The organism is Methylobacterium sp. JK268 (assembly GCF_054052225.1).
This window is the reverse complement of the sequence record NZ_JBSVZN010000003.1, coordinates 123,964-138,952: the sequence shown is the minus strand read 5'-3', so window position 1 is coordinate 138,952 and position 14,989 is coordinate 123,964. Positions and strand designations below refer to the sequence as shown.

Genomic DNA, 14,989 nt, shown 5'->3' with positions numbered 1-14,989 from the left:
GTTCCCCTCGGAGTTCAGGCCGCGTCCGCGGCCGCGAGACCGTAGCGCGCCGCAGGCTTGGCGTTGTTGAACTTGGCGGAGATCGCGCGGCGATCCGCCTCCCAGCGCGTCCAGTCGCCGACATCCTGCAGGCCCGGGATGGTGACGAGCTCGCCCTGATCGAGACCGGCCAACGCCGCGTCGACCAGATCGGCCGCCGACATGGTGATCGCGGACGTCTTCTGCGCCGCGTAACCGGCGACATCCCAGAATTCGGTCGCCGTCGCGCCGGGGAGCACGGTCTGGACGCGCACGCCCTTGTCCGCGAGGTCCTTCTGGAGCGAGTGGCCCAAGCTGAGGACGTAGGATTTCGAGGCGCTGTAGACGCCGTTGAGCACCTCGACGGCGATGCCGACGACGGACGAGATGTTGACGATGGTCCCCGATCCGCGCGCCACGAAAGCCGGAGCGACCGCGAAGGTCAGGCGGGTCAGCGCGGTGATGTTGAGCTGGATCATCGCGTCCATCGTCTCCACGTCGGCCTGGAGGATCGACGCGACGGAGCCGATGCCGGCGTTGTTGACCAGCATGGTGATGCTCGCGTCCTCGCGCAGCCGAGCCTCCAGGCGCGCGAGATCCTCCCTGCGGCCCAGGTCGGCCCTGAACGGCTCGACCTTGCGCCCGGTCTCCCGGGCCAAGCGGTCGGCCAGCGCCTGCAGCCGCTCCCCGTTGCGGGCAACCAGCAGCAGGTCATATCCCCGCTTGGCGAGACGGTCGGCGTAGATCGCGCCGATGCCGGCGGACGCGCCGGTCACGACGGCAAGGCCTTTACTGGATTCGATCGTCATCGTCGTTCTCCTCGTCCTGCGCGCCACCTGGCGGGCGGCGTTCGATGGGAGAAAGCTATCCTTGCCTGGACGCGGCACAAATGTCATACTTGCGTCGATTCAGGACATGGAAGACAGGCATGCAGCGCGTCGGCTTCGTCGTCTATCCGGACTACTCGATGATGGCGCTGGCGGCCGTGCCGGCCTTCGAGGTCGCGAACCTCGCGGCGGACGAAGCGACCTACGACATCCACTTCGTCTCCGAGCACGGAGGGCCGGTCCGCACATCGGCCGGCATGAACGTGGAGACCGAGGCGTTCGGCCAGACGCCCTTCGATACCCTCGTCGTCGGCGGCGGTACGTTCGTACGCCCGTCGACGCCGGGCCTCGTCGCCCTCGTTCAGCGCGCGGCTGCTCAGGCCCGGCGCATCGCTGCGATCTGCACCGGAGCCTTCGTTCTCGGCGAGGCCGGCCTGCTCGACGGCCGGCGTGTCACGACGCACTGGATGCACGCCCACGCGTTGCAGAACCAGTTCCCGAAGTGCTCGGCCGACGCGGACCGCATCTTCATCAACGACGGCCCGATCTGGACATCGGCGGGGATGAGTGCCGGTATCGACCTCGCTCTTGCCCTGATCGAGGCGGATCTCGGCCACGAGGTGACGAAGGAGATCGCCAAGAAGCTCGTGCTCTACCACCGCCGGGCAGGGGGCCAGTCGCAGTTTTCGACCCTGCTCGACCTCGACGCGAAGTCGGACCGGATCCAGGCGGCCCTGACCTATGCCAAGCGGAACCTGCACCGGCCGCTATCGGTCGAGGAACTGGCGGAAGCCGCGCATCTCAGCCCTCGCCAGTTCAGCCGCGTCTTCCGTGCCGAAACTGGCCAGTCGCCGGCCAAGGCGGTCGAGAACCTGCGCGTCGAGGCCGCGCGGGTTTTGATGGAGCGCAGCCGGCATCCCATCGACGCCGTCGCCGACCAGACCGGTTTCGCAGACCGCAATCGGATGCGCCGGGCCTTCCTTAGGGCGTTCGGGCAGCCGCCGCAGGTCATCCGGCGCAATGCACGCGGAGGACTGGATACGGCGAGTGCGTAGGTCCGGCCTAACCTTTGGGCAGCGCTCCCTGGCAATGATGCGGTCCCAAGGTCTGCTTCTGGGAGAAGAACGAAGACGGATGTTCGTCCAGCCTGGGTCGGTTGCGGGACGTCCGCTTCGGGCCGACAGGCGAAAGGCCGCTCACAACACCTGCGCGGCCCTCGGGATGGTCAGGAGGATCGGGATTTGACCCCAAGGTGAGCACGAGAGCCGGCGCGCCCGTCCGGGCGCGCCGGGTGCCGGGCTCAGGCCCGCGCCGCCTCCCGGCCGTTGACCGGGACGCGCTTGGCGCGATCCTCCGCCTTGGCGGATTTCGGCAGGGTCACCGTCAGAACCCCGTTGCGGAAGCTGGCCTGCGCCTTGTCCTCCTCGACCGGGAAGGGCAGGGCGATCACCCGCTCGAACCGGCCGTAGACGCGCTCGGTGAAGCCGCGCTCCTTCCGCTCGGTCTCGGCCTTCTTCTCGCCCCGCAGGGTCAGCACGTCGTCGTCCACCAGGACCTCGACGTCCTTGTCCTCCAGACCCGGCAGTTCCGCCGAGACGCGCACCTCCGCGTCGGTGGCGCTCACCTCGATGGTCGGCCAGGTCGAGAGGGGCCCGAGCAGCGAGGGCGCTCCCGCGTCGAACCGGTTGAACACGTCGTCGAACAGCCGGTTCACCTCCCGGTGCAGGGCGAGGAACGGGCTCACCTCGGAGCCCTGGAGCGGCGAGGCGGCCGCGTTGCGACCGCTGCGCCACGGGATCAGATCCTTCACAGCCATCGTCTCTCTCCGTGTTTCCGTGCCGTGATTTCGCCGAACGGGGCCGACCTCACGCGGCCTCGGCGACGAGCCGCGCGGGCTCCGCCCGACGCTCCGGAAGCGCCGGCGACCCGGTCCCGATCGCGATGCGCCGCGGCTTGAGGGCCTCCGGCACCTCGCGCACGAGGTCGATCACCAGCAGGCCGTTCTCCAGGGACGCGCCCGTGACCTTCACGTGATCGGCGAGGTTGAAGGTCTGGCGGAACGCGCGGCCCGGGATGCCGCGGTGCAGGTGACGGCTCTCGCCCTCGGGCTCCGGCTTGCGCCCCGCCACGATCAGGGTCGTGTCTGCCTGCGTCACCTCGAGTTCGTCCGGGGTGAAGCCCGCCACCGCCATGCTCACGCGGTAACGGTCCTCACCCGTCCTCTCGATGTCGTAGGGCGGCCAGCCGGCCAGGGACTCGACGCGCGCGGCCTGATCGATCAAGTCGAACAGGCGATCGAACCCGACGGTCGAACGATACAGGGGAGAAAGATCGTACCTCATAGCCACATCCTCCGTTGAGCAACATGGATATGAGAGCGCCGGCCAGGAACCGGCGCCCGCTATGCCAAGCTCTTCAGCCTTGGCGAGCGATGAGGTGGGGGCGCTGCTTGCCCGTTCAAGAGGTACTTTCGGAATTTTGTTTGCAGATCGTCGCGGATCACCGGCGACCCTTGCGGCAACCCATCCGCGGGCATCGACGGCAGCAGTGCTGCCCGCGCCTCACCCCGCCAGCACCCGCGCCGGAGGGAACAGCACCTCGACGAGGGTGCCCTCGTTCTTGCGGCTCGTCACCCGCAGGGCGCCGCGATTGGCCTCGACCAGGGCCTTGGTCAAGGGCAGCCCGAGCCCGGTGCCCCGGCCACGGCGGTTCTGGGCCGTCGCCACCTGCCGGAAGGGCTGGAGCGCGGTCTCGATCTCGTCCGGCGTCATGCCGATACCCGTGTCGCGCACCCGCAGGGCCACGCCGCCCCGGTCGGTCATCGCCGTCGACACGATCACCTGCCCGCCCGCATCCGTGAAGGTGATGGCGTTCGCGATGAGGTTGAGCGCCGCTTGGCGCAGGGAACGCTCGTCGGCGAGGACGGGCCGCAGGTCCGCGGCGAAGCTCGTGCGCACCACCACCCGCTGGCGGGCGGCCTGGGCCTGCATCAGGGAGACGCTCGCCCACACGAGGTCGTTCAGCACCACGCCGGTGAAGCTCAGGTCGAATCGCCCCGCCTCGATCTTGGCGAGGTCGAGGAGGTCGGTCACGAGGCTGACCACGTGCTCGCCGGAGCTGCGGATGTCGCGAAGGTAATCCCGGTAGCGCTCGTTGCCGATCGGCCCGAACTGCTCCTCCATCATGACTTCCGTGAAGCCCAGGATGGCATTGAGCGGCGTGCGGATCTCGTGGCTGATCGTGGCCAGGAAGTCCGACTTGTGGCTGCTCGCGGTCTCGGCGGCGCGCTTGGCGCGCAGGAGTTCAGCCTCCGTGCGCCGCGCCGCCGAGACGTCGCGGATCAGCGCGGAGATGCGGGCCTGCTCCCCTTGTCCCACGCGGGCGAGGGTCAGCGCCAGGATCCGCTCGCCGTTCTCCGCCGCCACCTCGGTGCCGGACGGCTCGCCCCCGCGGGCGCGCTCCAGCGCCGCGCGGATGGCGGGACGCCCCTCCGGCACGAACAGCGCCGTCAGCTCGTCGCCCGTCACCTCCCGCGGCTCCAGGCCGAACAGGGCGCGCGCGCGCTTGTTCAGCGACAGGATCCGGCCGCGCGCGTCGAGGGTCGCCACCCCATCCGTCACCGCGTCGAGGACGGCCTCCATCTCGCGCAGGGTCGCCTCCTGCCGCGCCCGCGCCATCTCGGTCGCCGCCAGATCCCGGGCCGGGTCCGCCTCCGGCAGGCGGCGCAGGAGCAGCAGGCTCGCCGGGGCGCCCGCCCAATCGAGGGTGGTGAGCGTGACGGCGACCGGCACCGCGCCGCCATCGCGACGCGCCAGCACCACCGGGTGGCCGCCCTCCACCGCCGGCAGGTCCGCCGGGGCGCGGCCCCGGAACAGCACGCCCGCACCGCCGGCCTCGGCCAGGGCTTCGGCGCTCTCGTAATCGGCGAGCGCCAGCAGCGCCCGGTTGGCGAGGAGCACCTCCTCGCCCCGATGGACCAGGATCCCGACCGGCAGCCGGTCGAGCAGGCGCGCCGTCTCGCCGAGCGCGGCCGGCCCCCGCTCCGCCTGCCGGGCGATCGCTAGGGAGCGGAACGGGGTCACGGCGCCGCCCCGCCGCGGCGCCTCGTTCTCGTCGTCCGGAAGATCGGGCGGGTCGCCGGCGAAGCGCGCGCCCAGCGCCCGGGCGATCTCGCGGAAGGCGGCGTGCTCGTTCAGCGACAGCTGGTTTCCGGTGAGAGGCGCGCGCGCGGCCGGATCCGGGGCGGGCGCCTCGGGCGCTGCCGCCTCCCCGTCTCCCGCGCCCGGCGGCCGTGCGAGCGCCTCGCCGGGCGCGGCGGCCGTGGCCGTGCCGGCCGGCTCCGCGGCAACCTCCGGCGCGGCGCGGGGAGATTCCCGGGTCCCGCCGGTCGTGGCCGCGTCGGGATGTGTCTCGCCCGGGAAGGGCCAGCCGAGCCCGAACGGGTTGAGGGGCGCCGAGGCCATCATGCCGGCAAAGCCCGCGATCGTGGCCCCGGCCAGCGACGCGAAGGCGGGGAGGTCGGGGACCGGGGCATCCCCGGGCCCGGCGTCGCGCGGCGGAGCGTTGCGCCCGATCGCCATCACCGCGGCGGCCCGCTCCCGCAGGCTCGGACGGGGTGGCGCTTCCGCCCCCTGAGGGGCGCTCGGCGGGCGCGCCGGCATGGCCGCGCGCCGGTCCGGATGGATGACGCCGAAGCCGCTGAAGCCCGCGAAGGCGCGGCCCTCTCCGAGCCGCGGCGTGCCCGACAGGTCGATCGCGACGCCCTGCCCGGATTCGCCGAGCCGCCACAGCACCGGCACGGCGCGGAAGGTCCGGCGCGCCTCCAGCACCTCGGCGAGGCCCCGGTCCGGCGCCACCGTGGCGTGGCCGAGGAGGTCGAACCACGTTTCGCCGACCGGACTGGTCCCGAGAATCTCCACGAGCGCGTCCGTCACCTCGGCGATCCGCCCCTCCGCATCGCTGCGCCACAGGAAGCGGACCGTGGGGCCCGCCGCATTGGCTGCCGGCGCCGCGGGCTGGGACGGGCGGCCGGCCGGAAGCGGCCGGCGGCGGGGCCGCAGGTTCGGCACGGGATCGATCGGGATCACCGCGAGGCAGCGCCGCCCATCTCCGAGCGTCGCCACGAGGCAGGCGCAGACGAGGGGAGGGATCAGGCGCCCGGGATCGACGCGCAGGCGCGACAGGCGGGGCTTCTCCCCGTCCGGAGCGAGATGCCGCAGCCCGCGCAGCTGACGCGGCAACTCGAGATCGGGGTCGATCCGGCCTTCGGGATCGCTGATGGCGGCGCGGAGACCCATCGCCGCAGGGGTGGCGTAGAGAACACGCGCGACCGCTTCGTCGATCAGGAGACACGCGAGAGCGCGGCCGGATACCAGCCTCCGTAGGGCGGGAAGCTCCTTCAGCGCGGCGATCCTGGCCTCGAACAGCGCGTCTTCGACCACCATTTCTCCCCAACCCACCCGATCCCATCGAATCGGGCGATTCGCCGCCCCGCCACAATCGGCCTCGTCAGATTTAACGGAAATGAAACGCCCTGGCACGGGCACGGAATGCGCAGCCCGCGCGTTAAACAGCTATTAACCTTAACGGACCCGCCCGACCTGGCATCCGGCGGGCGATGTGGTATTGTGCAGTGCACAACGCCCATGCCGCGGGTGCGGGGACGGCTGTGCCGGACGACAAGAGAGGAGACGAACATGAGCACGACCCCGAACTACGAGATCCCGACCGAGATGCGCGACTTCGCGGAGAAGAGCGTCGAGCAGGCCCGCAAGGCGTTCGACTCGTTCATCAGCGCCGCGCGCAAGACCGCCGACACGCTCCAGGGGTCGGCCGAGGCCGCCCGCAGCAACGCCCAGACCCTGTCGACCCGCAGCTTCTCGTTCGCCGAGCAGAACGTGAACGCGGCCTTCGACCTCGCCCAGAAGCTCGTCCGCTCGCGCGACGTTCAGGAGGCGATGCAGCACCAGGCCGAGTTCATCCGCAGCCAGTTCGCGGCGATCCAGTCGCAGGCCAAGGAGTTCGGCAGCATGACCCAGTCGGCCATGCAGCAGGGCGCCGAGAACGCGAAGGCCGCGATGCAGCAGGGTGTCGACCAGGCGAAGTCGGCCGCCAACGAGTTCAACCAGAACACGCACAACGTGGGCTGACCGCCCGCCGGGGGTCTTCCCCGTCCAGGATCGGCTCGTGCGGCCGCGCTTTCGAGGAGGCGCGGCCGTTCGCGTTCAGGCGTCGGCGGACCCGTCGCGCCAGGAGGGACGGGTCAGCGGGCCCACGTCGGTCTCCGCCTCCTCGTCCGATTCGGGCGGCCGCGCCCGTTCCTCGCCCGCGGGCGGTTCGAGGTCCCGCACGAGCCGCGCGATCCGCATGGCGCGGTCCGCGCAGTCGGGCGACAGCCGCGCGATCTCGTCCACGAGGGCGAGGATGGCATCCACGCTGCGCTGCCACTGGCCCGGATCGGTCATGGCCTGCCTCCGCTGGTGCAAGGCCGCGTTGCCGCGGATTCGCGCATGGGCTACCGATGCCCGCCCGCGCCGTCCCGGGCCCGGGGCGCGCACCCTGACGGAGAAACGCAGTGATGCGACGGTTCGTTCGCGCGTGTCTGACCTCGGCGGTCCTGATGGCGGGGGGCCTCGCCGGCCCGGCCGCCGCCCAGCCCTACGACGCCGACGAATACGCCCCTCCGCCGCCGCGGCGTCACCGCCCGGCCCGGCCGGTTCCCGCGGGCTACAATTGCGACGCCATCCAGCCCGGCCTCTCGGGCCCGCATCCCTATTCCTGCCCGCTGCCGGGGCCGCGCCCGCTCGGGGCGCGCTGCTTCTGCGACCTGCCGATCGCCCCGTTCAGCCCGCCGCAGTCCCCGGCCCCGGGCCGCGTGGTGCCCTGAACGCGACGAGGGCCGCCCCGCGGCGGCCCTCCTCTCGCGGCCCTGAAAGCCGTGTTAATTGAGGACGATGACCTTCGCGCCGACCTTCACGCGCTCGTAGAGGTCGGTCACGTCGTCGTTCGTCATGCGGATGCAGCCCGAGGACACCGCCTGACCGATCGTGTCCGGCTCGTTCGAGCCGTGGATCCGGTAGAGCGTGCCGCCGATATACATGGCGCGGGCGCCCAGCGGATTGTCGATGCCGCCGGCCATGTAGCGCGGCAGGTCGGGGCGGCGGGCGATCATCTCCTTCGGCGGCGTCCAGGACGGCCACTCGCGCTTGGCGACGATCGTCTTGGTGCCCGACCACGTGAAGCCGGGACGGCCGACGCCGACGCCGTAGCGGATCGCCATCCCGTCACCGACCACGAGGTAGAGTCGGCGCTCCGCCGTCGAGACCACGATCGTCCCCGGGGCGTAGCTGCCGGTGAAGGGCACGAGCTCCCGGGGGATCGGCGCGACCTGGGCCTGATCGGTGCTGCCCGCGGCCTGACCCTGGCCGTAGGAGGGGGGCGCGTAGACCTGCCCGCCATAGCCGCGGCTGGAGTAGTACTCCTCGCCCGGGTTGACGTCGAACGGGTCGTAGGGAGCCGCCTTGACGGGGGCCGAGGCGAGCACGCAGGCACCGAGGACGCCCGCGAGGGCGGTGGCGAAGATCTTCATGGCTGGGAGCCTTACCTCAGCAATTACCTTTGCAGTTAAGAATGTCCGACGAGGACTTCGGTTCCCTGAAAAAGCCATGCTTGGTGCTGTGGTGAACCGCTGAGCCGCCGGCGCTGACGGAGGGTGTGCGCCAAGCGCGGCGGTCTGGCAGTGCGCCGGCGCACCGGCGGCGGTTCCGCGCCGCGGGGTTTCGGTGCCGCCCTGGATGAGGCGCATGACCTCGCCCGCTCGCCGAGCGGGCGAATTCCGACATCACGACTCCCACCGCGCGAGGCCCTGCGAGCGACGGGAGGGTGCCGCGAGCCGATGCGGGACCGGCCGATCCGCGCGCTATGATCCTCCTGACGGATCGGGAGGGCGACATGCGGCGGCGGATCGACGGGGGCTCGTCCTTCGAGCGGGATTACGGCTATTCCCGCGCCGTCATCGAGGGCGGCTTCGTCTTCGTCGCCGGGACGACCGGCTACGACTACGCCGCCATGACCATGCCGGAAGGGGCGGGCGCCCAGGCCGAGGCCTGTTGGCGGACCATCGCGGCGGTGCTGGACGAGGCGGGCTCGTCCCTGGAGCAGGTGGTGCGCGCGACCTACTACGTGACGGACAGGGCGGATGCGGAGGCGGTGCTGGCGGTCGCCGGGCGGGTGATGAGTGCGGCGAGGCCCGCCGCGACGCTCCTCGTCGTGGCGGGCCTGCTGCGGCCGGAGATGAGGGTCGAGATCGAGGTGACGGCCGCGCTTGGCTGACCCGGGTCAGGCCGCCCGCACCGCCGCGAGCACCTGCGTGACCTCGCGGCGGAGGCGCTCGGCCTGCTGCGACAGGTCGGAGGCCGAGGCGAGCACCTGCGTGGCGGCCGCGCCCGTCTCCTCCGCCGCCAGCGCGACGGTGCCGATGGTCGCGGTGACGTCCTGCGTCCCCGCGGCCGCCTGCGAGATGGTGCGGACGATCTCCTGCGTCGCCGCGCCCTGCTCCTCCACCGCCGCGGCGATCGAGCCCGTGACGGCGCTCATCCGCTCGATCACGCCGGTGATCCGGTCGATGGCCGACACGGCCTCGCCGGTCGAGCCCTGGATCCGGGCGATCTGGCCGGTGATCTCGTCCGTCGCCCGGGCGGTCTGGGAGGCGAGTTCCTTGACCTCGGCCGCGACGACGGCGAAGCCCCGCCCGGCCTCGCCGGCCCGGGCGGCCTCGATCGTCGCGTTGAGGGCGAGGAGGTTGGTCTGACCCGCGATGGCGGAGATCATCGCCACAACGTCGCCGATCTGCGACGCCGCCCGGCTCAGGTCCCGCACCACCTCGGCGGTCTGGCTCGCCTCGGTCACGGCCGCCCGCGCCAGTTCGGCGGAGCCGTGGACCTGGTGGCCGATCTCCTGCACTGAGGCCCCGAGTTCCTCCGTCGCGGCCGAGACCGTGGTGACGTTGGTGGCCGTCTCCTCGGCGGCGGCAGCCACGGTCGCGGAGCGGAGAGCGGTCTCGCCGGCGGTGCGGCTCATCCCGCCCGCCGTCGCTTCGAGCTGCGCCGCGGCGGCCGTGACCGTCCCGAGAATGCCGCCCACCGCGGATTCGAACCCGTCCGCCATGTCGCGCATCGCCGCCCGGCGCTGCGCCTCGGCCCCGGCCCGCGCGGCCTCGCTCTCGCGCTCCAGCGCCCGCGCCCGCTGCAGCGCCTCCTTGAACACCTGCACGGCGGCGGCGATGCGGCCGATCTCCGTGCGGCGCCCCGGCTGCGGCACCGCGACGGAGAGGTCGCCCTCCGCCAGGGCCTGCATCGGGCGGAGCACCGAGTCGATGCCGCGCGAGATCCCCCGCGTGATGAGGGCGGCGAGGCCCGTCGCGAGCAGCATCGCCCCGATGGCCGCCGCGACGACCAGCATCCGGACCTCGCCGTAGACGGCATTCGCGTCGGTCTCGGCGCGGGCGGCGCCCTCGTTGTTCAGGGCGATCAGCCTGTCGAGCGCCACCGAGGCCTGACGGCGAGCGCCGATCCCCTTCGCCTCGTAGAGCGCGAGGGCCTCGGCCTTGCGCCCGGCCCGCGACAGCGCCGTCATCTCACCCGCCACCGCGACGAAGGCCGCCCAGTCCCGGCGGAACTGGTCGTAGATCGCGCGTTCGGCGTCGCTGCTGATCACCTGCTGATAGCGCGTCGCCGCCGCGTCGAGCTTGGCGCCGCGCTGCCCGAGATCCGCCTCGACGCCGCCCGCCGCCGTCTCGTCGGTCGTCAGCAGGTGCCGCAGCAGGCTGGTGTTGTATCGCCCCGTGAGCGCGTCGATCTCGCCCGCGATCCGCACGCTCGGGAGCCAGTTCCGCTGCACGTCCTTCAGCAGGCCGTCGACGCGCCCCACGCCGTACAGGCCGAGGCCGCCGAGGCCGATCAGGAGCGCGGTGAGGATCGCGAAGGCGATCGCCAGTTTGCTTCGGATGGACAAGAGATCGATCGACAAGACGCGCTCCAATGGTAACCCGCACCGGATCGCGGCAGCGGGCGCCGGACACCGCCTTCTCGATGATAGGGGTAAATCAATCGATTACAGCTCACACAGCGAAGGATATATTGATGATTCCGAGTGACATGGGTGCTCGCATACGGCCGATGCCACTGCTTTGACGATGGGCACCATGGCATTCGGCGAGCGCTCGCGCATTGCCCTGGGAGCCGATGAGGCGCACCCGATTCCGGCGGCCGCGACCGCGCGGGCTTGGCGGCTGCGCGCATGCGGCGCCTCCCTGCGCGCAGCCATGCCCGCGGGCCGAGGGCCATGGCGCGGCGTCGCGATCGGCCGCCGCCGGTCACTCCCGCGCGGCGCAGCGCGCCGAGCCGGCCTCGGCGGCGTCGCACCAGTCTTGGCCCGTCCAGAGCCGCACCTGCACGGTCGCCGCGCCGTCCTCGACGCGGATCCGGTTGTAGGCGTTCGGCTCGTTCCCGCGCAGACGGGTGGAGGTGGCGGAGCCCGCCTGCACGGCGAGCAGACGCTGCGCCGTGGTCCGCGCCTCGCTGACATCGATCTCCGCCCGCGTGCCGGACGGCGCCGGCGCCACGAAGCGCGAGTAGCCGCGGTGGAGATGGCCCGCGAGCGCGAGGCCGACGCAATGGCGCTGGAAGGCCGCCAGCGCCTCGTCCGCCCGGCCGACGAGGCGCGCCTCCACGTCCCAGGGCGGCGGGATGAAGGGGTGGTGTCCCACCACGATCCGGAACAGGTGGCCGGGCAGGGCGGCGAGGCGCGCCTCGGTCCGGCGGATCTGCGCCCGGGTGATCTTGCCCTGTGACCAGTCGCGCTCGGGCGCCCAGGTCCGCACGGTGTTGAGACAGATGACCGCGATCTCCTCGTCCTGGAACAGCGGCTCCGTCTCCGCCGCGATGTGGCGGCGGTAGCGGCGGAAGGGATGGAGGAAGCGCTCCCAGAGCCGGAAGGGCGTGATGTCGTGGTTGCCCGGCACAGCGATCACCGGCGCGGCGAGTCGGTCGAGGAAGGCGCGCGCCTCCGCGTATTCGCGGTGATGCGCCCGCATGGTGAAGTCGCCCGAGGCGATCACGAGGTCGGGGCGGTCGCGGTTCAGCTCCGCCACCAGCCCCTCGACCGCGGCCGGATCGGTGCGGCCGAAATGCAGGTCCGAGATATGCGCGATCCGCCTCACCCGGCGCGCTCCGCGGCCGGGACCAGGACCCGCAGCGCTCGCGGGCGCAACCGATAGGTGAGCGGCGGCTTCAGCAGGATTACCTCTCCGTCGTTCATCACCCGCAGTCGGCGGCGCGACGCGGTGAGAGTCAGTTCCGTCGCCTCCGTCCGGTCGAGGTCCGGATGGCGGCGCCACTCGCCCACGGCGAAGCCGAGGCCGAGGCGGAGCAGCCGCGGCGCCGTGAGCGCGGCGATGACGTAGAGCGTGAGGCGCCCCTGGTCGAGGCCGGCGCGGTGAAGCACCTCACCGAATCCCTCCCGGTAGTCGCCGACCACAATCGCCAGCGTCCTGAAGCGCACCGGCCGGGTCACGCCCCCGACGGTGAGACGCGCGGACATGCGGGGGTAGCGGCCGAGATGCCGCCAGAGCACCGCCGCCATGTCGAGGAGGCCGCGCAGGCCGAGGCGGCCGCGGCGCGCCTCGCGGTGCCGCTGCATCCGGGCCGGCAGGCCCAGGACCGAGTTGATCGCGAAGACGTGGCCGTTGACCTCGCCGAGGTCGATGGCGTGCGGGCGCCCTCGCGCGATCACCGCCGCGGCGGCCTCGAGGTCGAGGGGCAGCCCGAGATCCTTCGCCAGGAGGTTCATGGTCCCCGCGGGCAGGATGCCGAGGGGGACCGGGCCGTCCGCGAGGCGGTGCGCCGCGCAGGCAAGGGTACCGTCGCCGCCCGCCACCACGACCGCGTCGATGCCCGGCACCGCGGCCGCGGCCGACAGGCGGTCGGGGAGGGGAAGGTCGGGGCGCGGCTCCGGAACCACCGTCACGCCCGCCGCGGCGAGGAGGGCCGCCGGCCGCTCGGGTGCGAGGCCGCGCTCCGAGAGGGCGCCCGACGCGAGATTGGTCACCAGCACCACCCGCCGGCCTGGGCCGGCGCCCGGCGTCGCATCCACCATCGTTCCCGCCCTCGCGATCGATTCGCGGGAGAGTGCCGGGGCTTCATCTCAACTGGATGGCGGTGCGCCGGGATCAGGCGGCCCGGACGGTGTCGAGGAACCGAGACATCTCGGAATTGAGGTGGTTCGCCTGCCGCGACAGTTCGCTCGCCGCGGCGAGGACCTGCTCGGCGGCGGAGCCGGCCTCCTGGGAACTGCCGGCGAGGTGGTCGATGGTCCGCGACAGGGAGGTGGTCCCATCCGCCGCCTGCGCGACGTTGCGCACGATCTCCTGGGTCGCGGCGCCCTGCTGGCCCACGGAGGCGGCGATGGCGGAGGCGACGCCGCCGATCTCCTGGACGCGCCCGGTGATCTCCCCGATCGCCGCCACGGCCTGGTCGGCCGCCCCGCGGATACGGGCGATCTGCTTCGTGACATCCTGGGTGGCCCGGGCGGTCTGGTTGGCGAGCTCCTTGACCTCGGCCGCGACGACCGCGAAGCCGCGCCCCGCCTCGCCGGCCCGCGCCGCCTCGATCGTGGCGTTCAGCGCGAGGAGGTTGGTCTGGCCGGCGATGTCGGAGATGAGCCCGACCACGTCCCCGATCTGGCCCGCCGCGTCGCGCAGCTCCGCCACGAGGCCGGAGGTCTGGCCGGCCTCCGCCACCGCGGCCGAGGCGAGACCCGCCGATCCCTGCACCTGCCGCCCGATCTCCTGCACCGAGGCGCCGAGTTCCTCCGCGGCCCCGGCCACCGCGGTGACATTCCCGCTCGCCCGTTCGGCCGCCTGCGCCGCCTCCGCGGCCTGTCCGGCCGCTCCGCTCGCCGTGACCGTCATGCTCTGCGCCGTGGCCTCCAATTCCGTGGCGGCCGCCGTCACCGCGCCGAGCATGCCGCCGACGGCCCGCTCGAAGGCGCCGGCGAGATCCCGCATCGCCTGCCGCCGCTGCGCCTCGGCGCCGGCGCGGGCGAGCTCCGCTTCCTCCTCAAGGGCCCGGCGGCGCACGAGGTTGTCGCGGAACACCGCCAGGGTCTCCGCCATGGCGCCGATCTCGTCGCGCCGGTCCGACCCGGGAATCGCCACCGTCTCGTCCCCCTGCGACAGGCGCCGCATCGCCGCGGTGACCTGCCCGATCGGCCGCACCACGCGCCAGACCGCCACCGCCGAGGCCGCCAGCGCCAGGACGAGGGCGACGACCAGGGCGGCGATCACGAACCGCGCGATGCCGTCCTGTGCCTCGTGGGCCGCGGCGCGCGCCCGGTCGGCGAATTGCCGGTTGAGCGCCATCGTCGCGTCGAGGGCGGCGAGGGCGTCCCTGTACTCGGCGGCCATCGGTCCGCGGAAGCGGCGCATGATCTCGTCGCGCTGCGTCGGGTCGATGCGGCGCAGGTTCTCCCATCCGGCCAGCATGGTCTGCCACCGCGCCCCGAAGGTGCGGAAGGCCGCCCGCTCCTCCTCGCTGGAGAGGGCCGCGTCGTAGCGCGCCGCCGCGTCCTTGATCTCGGTGACACTCTCGGCCCAGCGGGCATAGAGCTTGCGGCTCTCCTCGGCATCCTCCGCGAGGAGGCACTGGTACTGCCGGATCCGGGAGCGGGCCACCATCGTGCTGATCGTGTGGAGGGCATCGAGGGACGGGAGCGCGTGCTCCGTCACGTCGCGCAGCCGGGCCCCCAGGCCCGCGATCTTGTAAGCGGTGACTCCGGCCTGCGTCACCGCGACGGCGGTCAGCACCGCGAACAGGCCGACCAGGAGGGCTTTCAAGGAGAGGCGCATGGCCCGACATTCCGCAAAGCAGCTTCGCGCTGCGCGGCGAACCTTCAATAATCGCGTGAAAAAATCGTTATATCATCGGCAGCTGCGCGCGCTGTACCGATTGACGCTTCGATGACGGCGCCGCGATTGCGGAAATATACGTCCGACATTCTGAAGTTTCGGACCAGTCGTGACCCACCGGCCCGAGCCACCGCGCAGTCGAGCGGCCGGGGCCGGGAGGGATTGGGGACCGCGGCGGCGA

General features: G+C 72.4%; 14 protein-coding genes. 4 read left to right on the top strand and 10 right to left on the bottom strand.

The window, feature by feature from the left end; translation table 11 throughout:
* Positions 1 to 14 precede the first annotated feature (14 nt).
* The gene (locus ACW9J6_RS04545; protein ID WP_457115251.1) at positions 15 to 827 is read right to left on the bottom strand and encodes an SDR family NAD(P)-dependent oxidoreductase; all 813 of its coding nucleotides are present in this window, start codon (positions 825 to 827) and stop codon (positions 15 to 17) included.
* Positions 828 to 946: 119 nt separating this feature from the next.
* Between ACW9J6_RS04545 and ACW9J6_RS04540 the strand changes: the two genes are divergently transcribed.
* Positions 947 to 1,900 (top strand): GlxA family transcriptional regulator, encoded by a 954-nt coding sequence (locus ACW9J6_RS04540; protein WP_457115250.1) that lies wholly within the window; start codon positions 947 to 949, stop codon positions 1,898 to 1,900.
* A 245-nt stretch (positions 1,901 to 2,145) separates the two neighbouring features.
* Here the strand turns inward: ACW9J6_RS04540 and ACW9J6_RS04535 are convergent, their stop codons facing one another.
* From ACW9J6_RS04535 to ACW9J6_RS04525, 3 genes are all read right to left on the bottom strand, one after another.
* Positions 2,146 to 2,661, bottom strand: a complete 516-nt coding sequence (locus ACW9J6_RS04535; RefSeq protein WP_457115249.1) for an Hsp20/alpha crystallin family protein — start codon at positions 2,659 to 2,661, stop codon at positions 2,146 to 2,148.
* A gap of 49 nt (positions 2,662 to 2,710) precedes the next feature.
* Positions 2,711 to 3,187 (bottom strand): Hsp20 family protein, encoded by a 477-nt coding sequence (locus tag ACW9J6_RS04530; protein ID WP_457115248.1) that lies wholly within the window; start codon positions 3,185 to 3,187, stop codon positions 2,711 to 2,713.
* 219 nt (positions 3,188 to 3,406) lie between these two features.
* On the bottom strand, positions 3,407 to 6,289 hold the full coding sequence (locus ACW9J6_RS04525) for a sensor histidine kinase (RefSeq protein WP_457115247.1): 2,883 nt from the start codon (positions 6,287 to 6,289) through the stop codon (positions 3,407 to 3,409).
* A 252-nt stretch (positions 6,290 to 6,541) separates the two neighbouring features.
* Here ACW9J6_RS04525 and ACW9J6_RS04520 point away from each other — a divergent pair, with 252 nt between their 5' ends.
* Positions 6,542 to 6,994, top strand: a complete 453-nt coding sequence (locus tag ACW9J6_RS04520) for a phasin (RefSeq protein ID WP_457115246.1) — start codon at positions 6,542 to 6,544, stop codon at positions 6,992 to 6,994.
* Between the two features lie 75 nt (positions 6,995 to 7,069).
* On the opposite strand, the gene ACW9J6_RS04515 is transcribed toward ACW9J6_RS04520, so the two are convergent.
* The gene (locus tag ACW9J6_RS04515) at positions 7,070 to 7,309 is read right to left on the bottom strand and encodes a hypothetical protein (protein WP_457115245.1); all 240 of its coding nucleotides are present in this window, start codon (positions 7,307 to 7,309) and stop codon (positions 7,070 to 7,072) included.
* 113 nt (positions 7,310 to 7,422) lie between these two features.
* Here ACW9J6_RS04515 and ACW9J6_RS04510 point away from each other — a divergent pair, with 113 nt between their 5' ends.
* Entirely contained in the window at positions 7,423 to 7,731 is a 309-nt protein-coding gene (locus ACW9J6_RS04510) for a hypothetical protein (protein WP_457115244.1), read from the top strand.
* Positions 7,732 to 7,785: 54 nt separating this feature from the next.
* On the opposite strand, the gene ACW9J6_RS04505 is transcribed toward ACW9J6_RS04510, so the two are convergent.
* Complete coding sequence (locus ACW9J6_RS04505) at positions 7,786 to 8,433, bottom strand: L,D-transpeptidase (protein ID WP_457115243.1); 648 nt, start codon at positions 8,431 to 8,433, stop codon at positions 7,786 to 7,788.
* Positions 8,434 to 8,795: 362 nt separating this feature from the next.
* Between ACW9J6_RS04505 and ACW9J6_RS04500 the strand changes: the two genes are divergently transcribed.
* The gene (locus ACW9J6_RS04500; protein WP_457115456.1) at positions 8,796 to 9,176 is read left to right on the top strand and encodes a RidA family protein; all 381 of its coding nucleotides are present in this window, start codon (positions 8,796 to 8,798) and stop codon (positions 9,174 to 9,176) included.
* Between the two features lie 6 nt (positions 9,177 to 9,182).
* Here ACW9J6_RS04500 and ACW9J6_RS04495 read toward each other — a convergent pair whose 3' ends face one another.
* The 4 genes from ACW9J6_RS04495 to ACW9J6_RS04480 all read right to left on the bottom strand — a co-directional run bounded on the left by ACW9J6_RS04495 (position 9,183) and on the right by ACW9J6_RS04480 (position 14,748).
* Positions 9,183 to 10,871, bottom strand: a complete 1,689-nt coding sequence (locus tag ACW9J6_RS04495) for a methyl-accepting chemotaxis protein (protein ID WP_457115242.1) — start codon at positions 10,869 to 10,871, stop codon at positions 9,183 to 9,185.
* Between the two features lie 346 nt (positions 10,872 to 11,217).
* Positions 11,218 to 12,063, bottom strand: coding sequence for a metallophosphoesterase family protein (locus ACW9J6_RS04490; protein WP_457115241.1), 846 nt, complete (start codon positions 12,061 to 12,063; stop codon positions 11,218 to 11,220).
* Entirely contained in the window at positions 12,060 to 12,998 is a 939-nt protein-coding gene (locus tag ACW9J6_RS04485) for a diacylglycerol/lipid kinase family protein (RefSeq protein WP_457115240.1), read from the bottom strand. Before ACW9J6_RS04485 ends, ACW9J6_RS04490 begins: the two co-directional genes overlap by 4 nt.
* 73 nt (positions 12,999 to 13,071) lie before the next feature.
* A complete protein-coding gene (locus ACW9J6_RS04480) occupies positions 13,072 to 14,748 on the bottom strand; it encodes a methyl-accepting chemotaxis protein (protein WP_457115239.1) in 1,677 nt (558 codons plus the stop codon).
* Positions 14,749 to 14,989 lie beyond the last annotated feature (241 nt).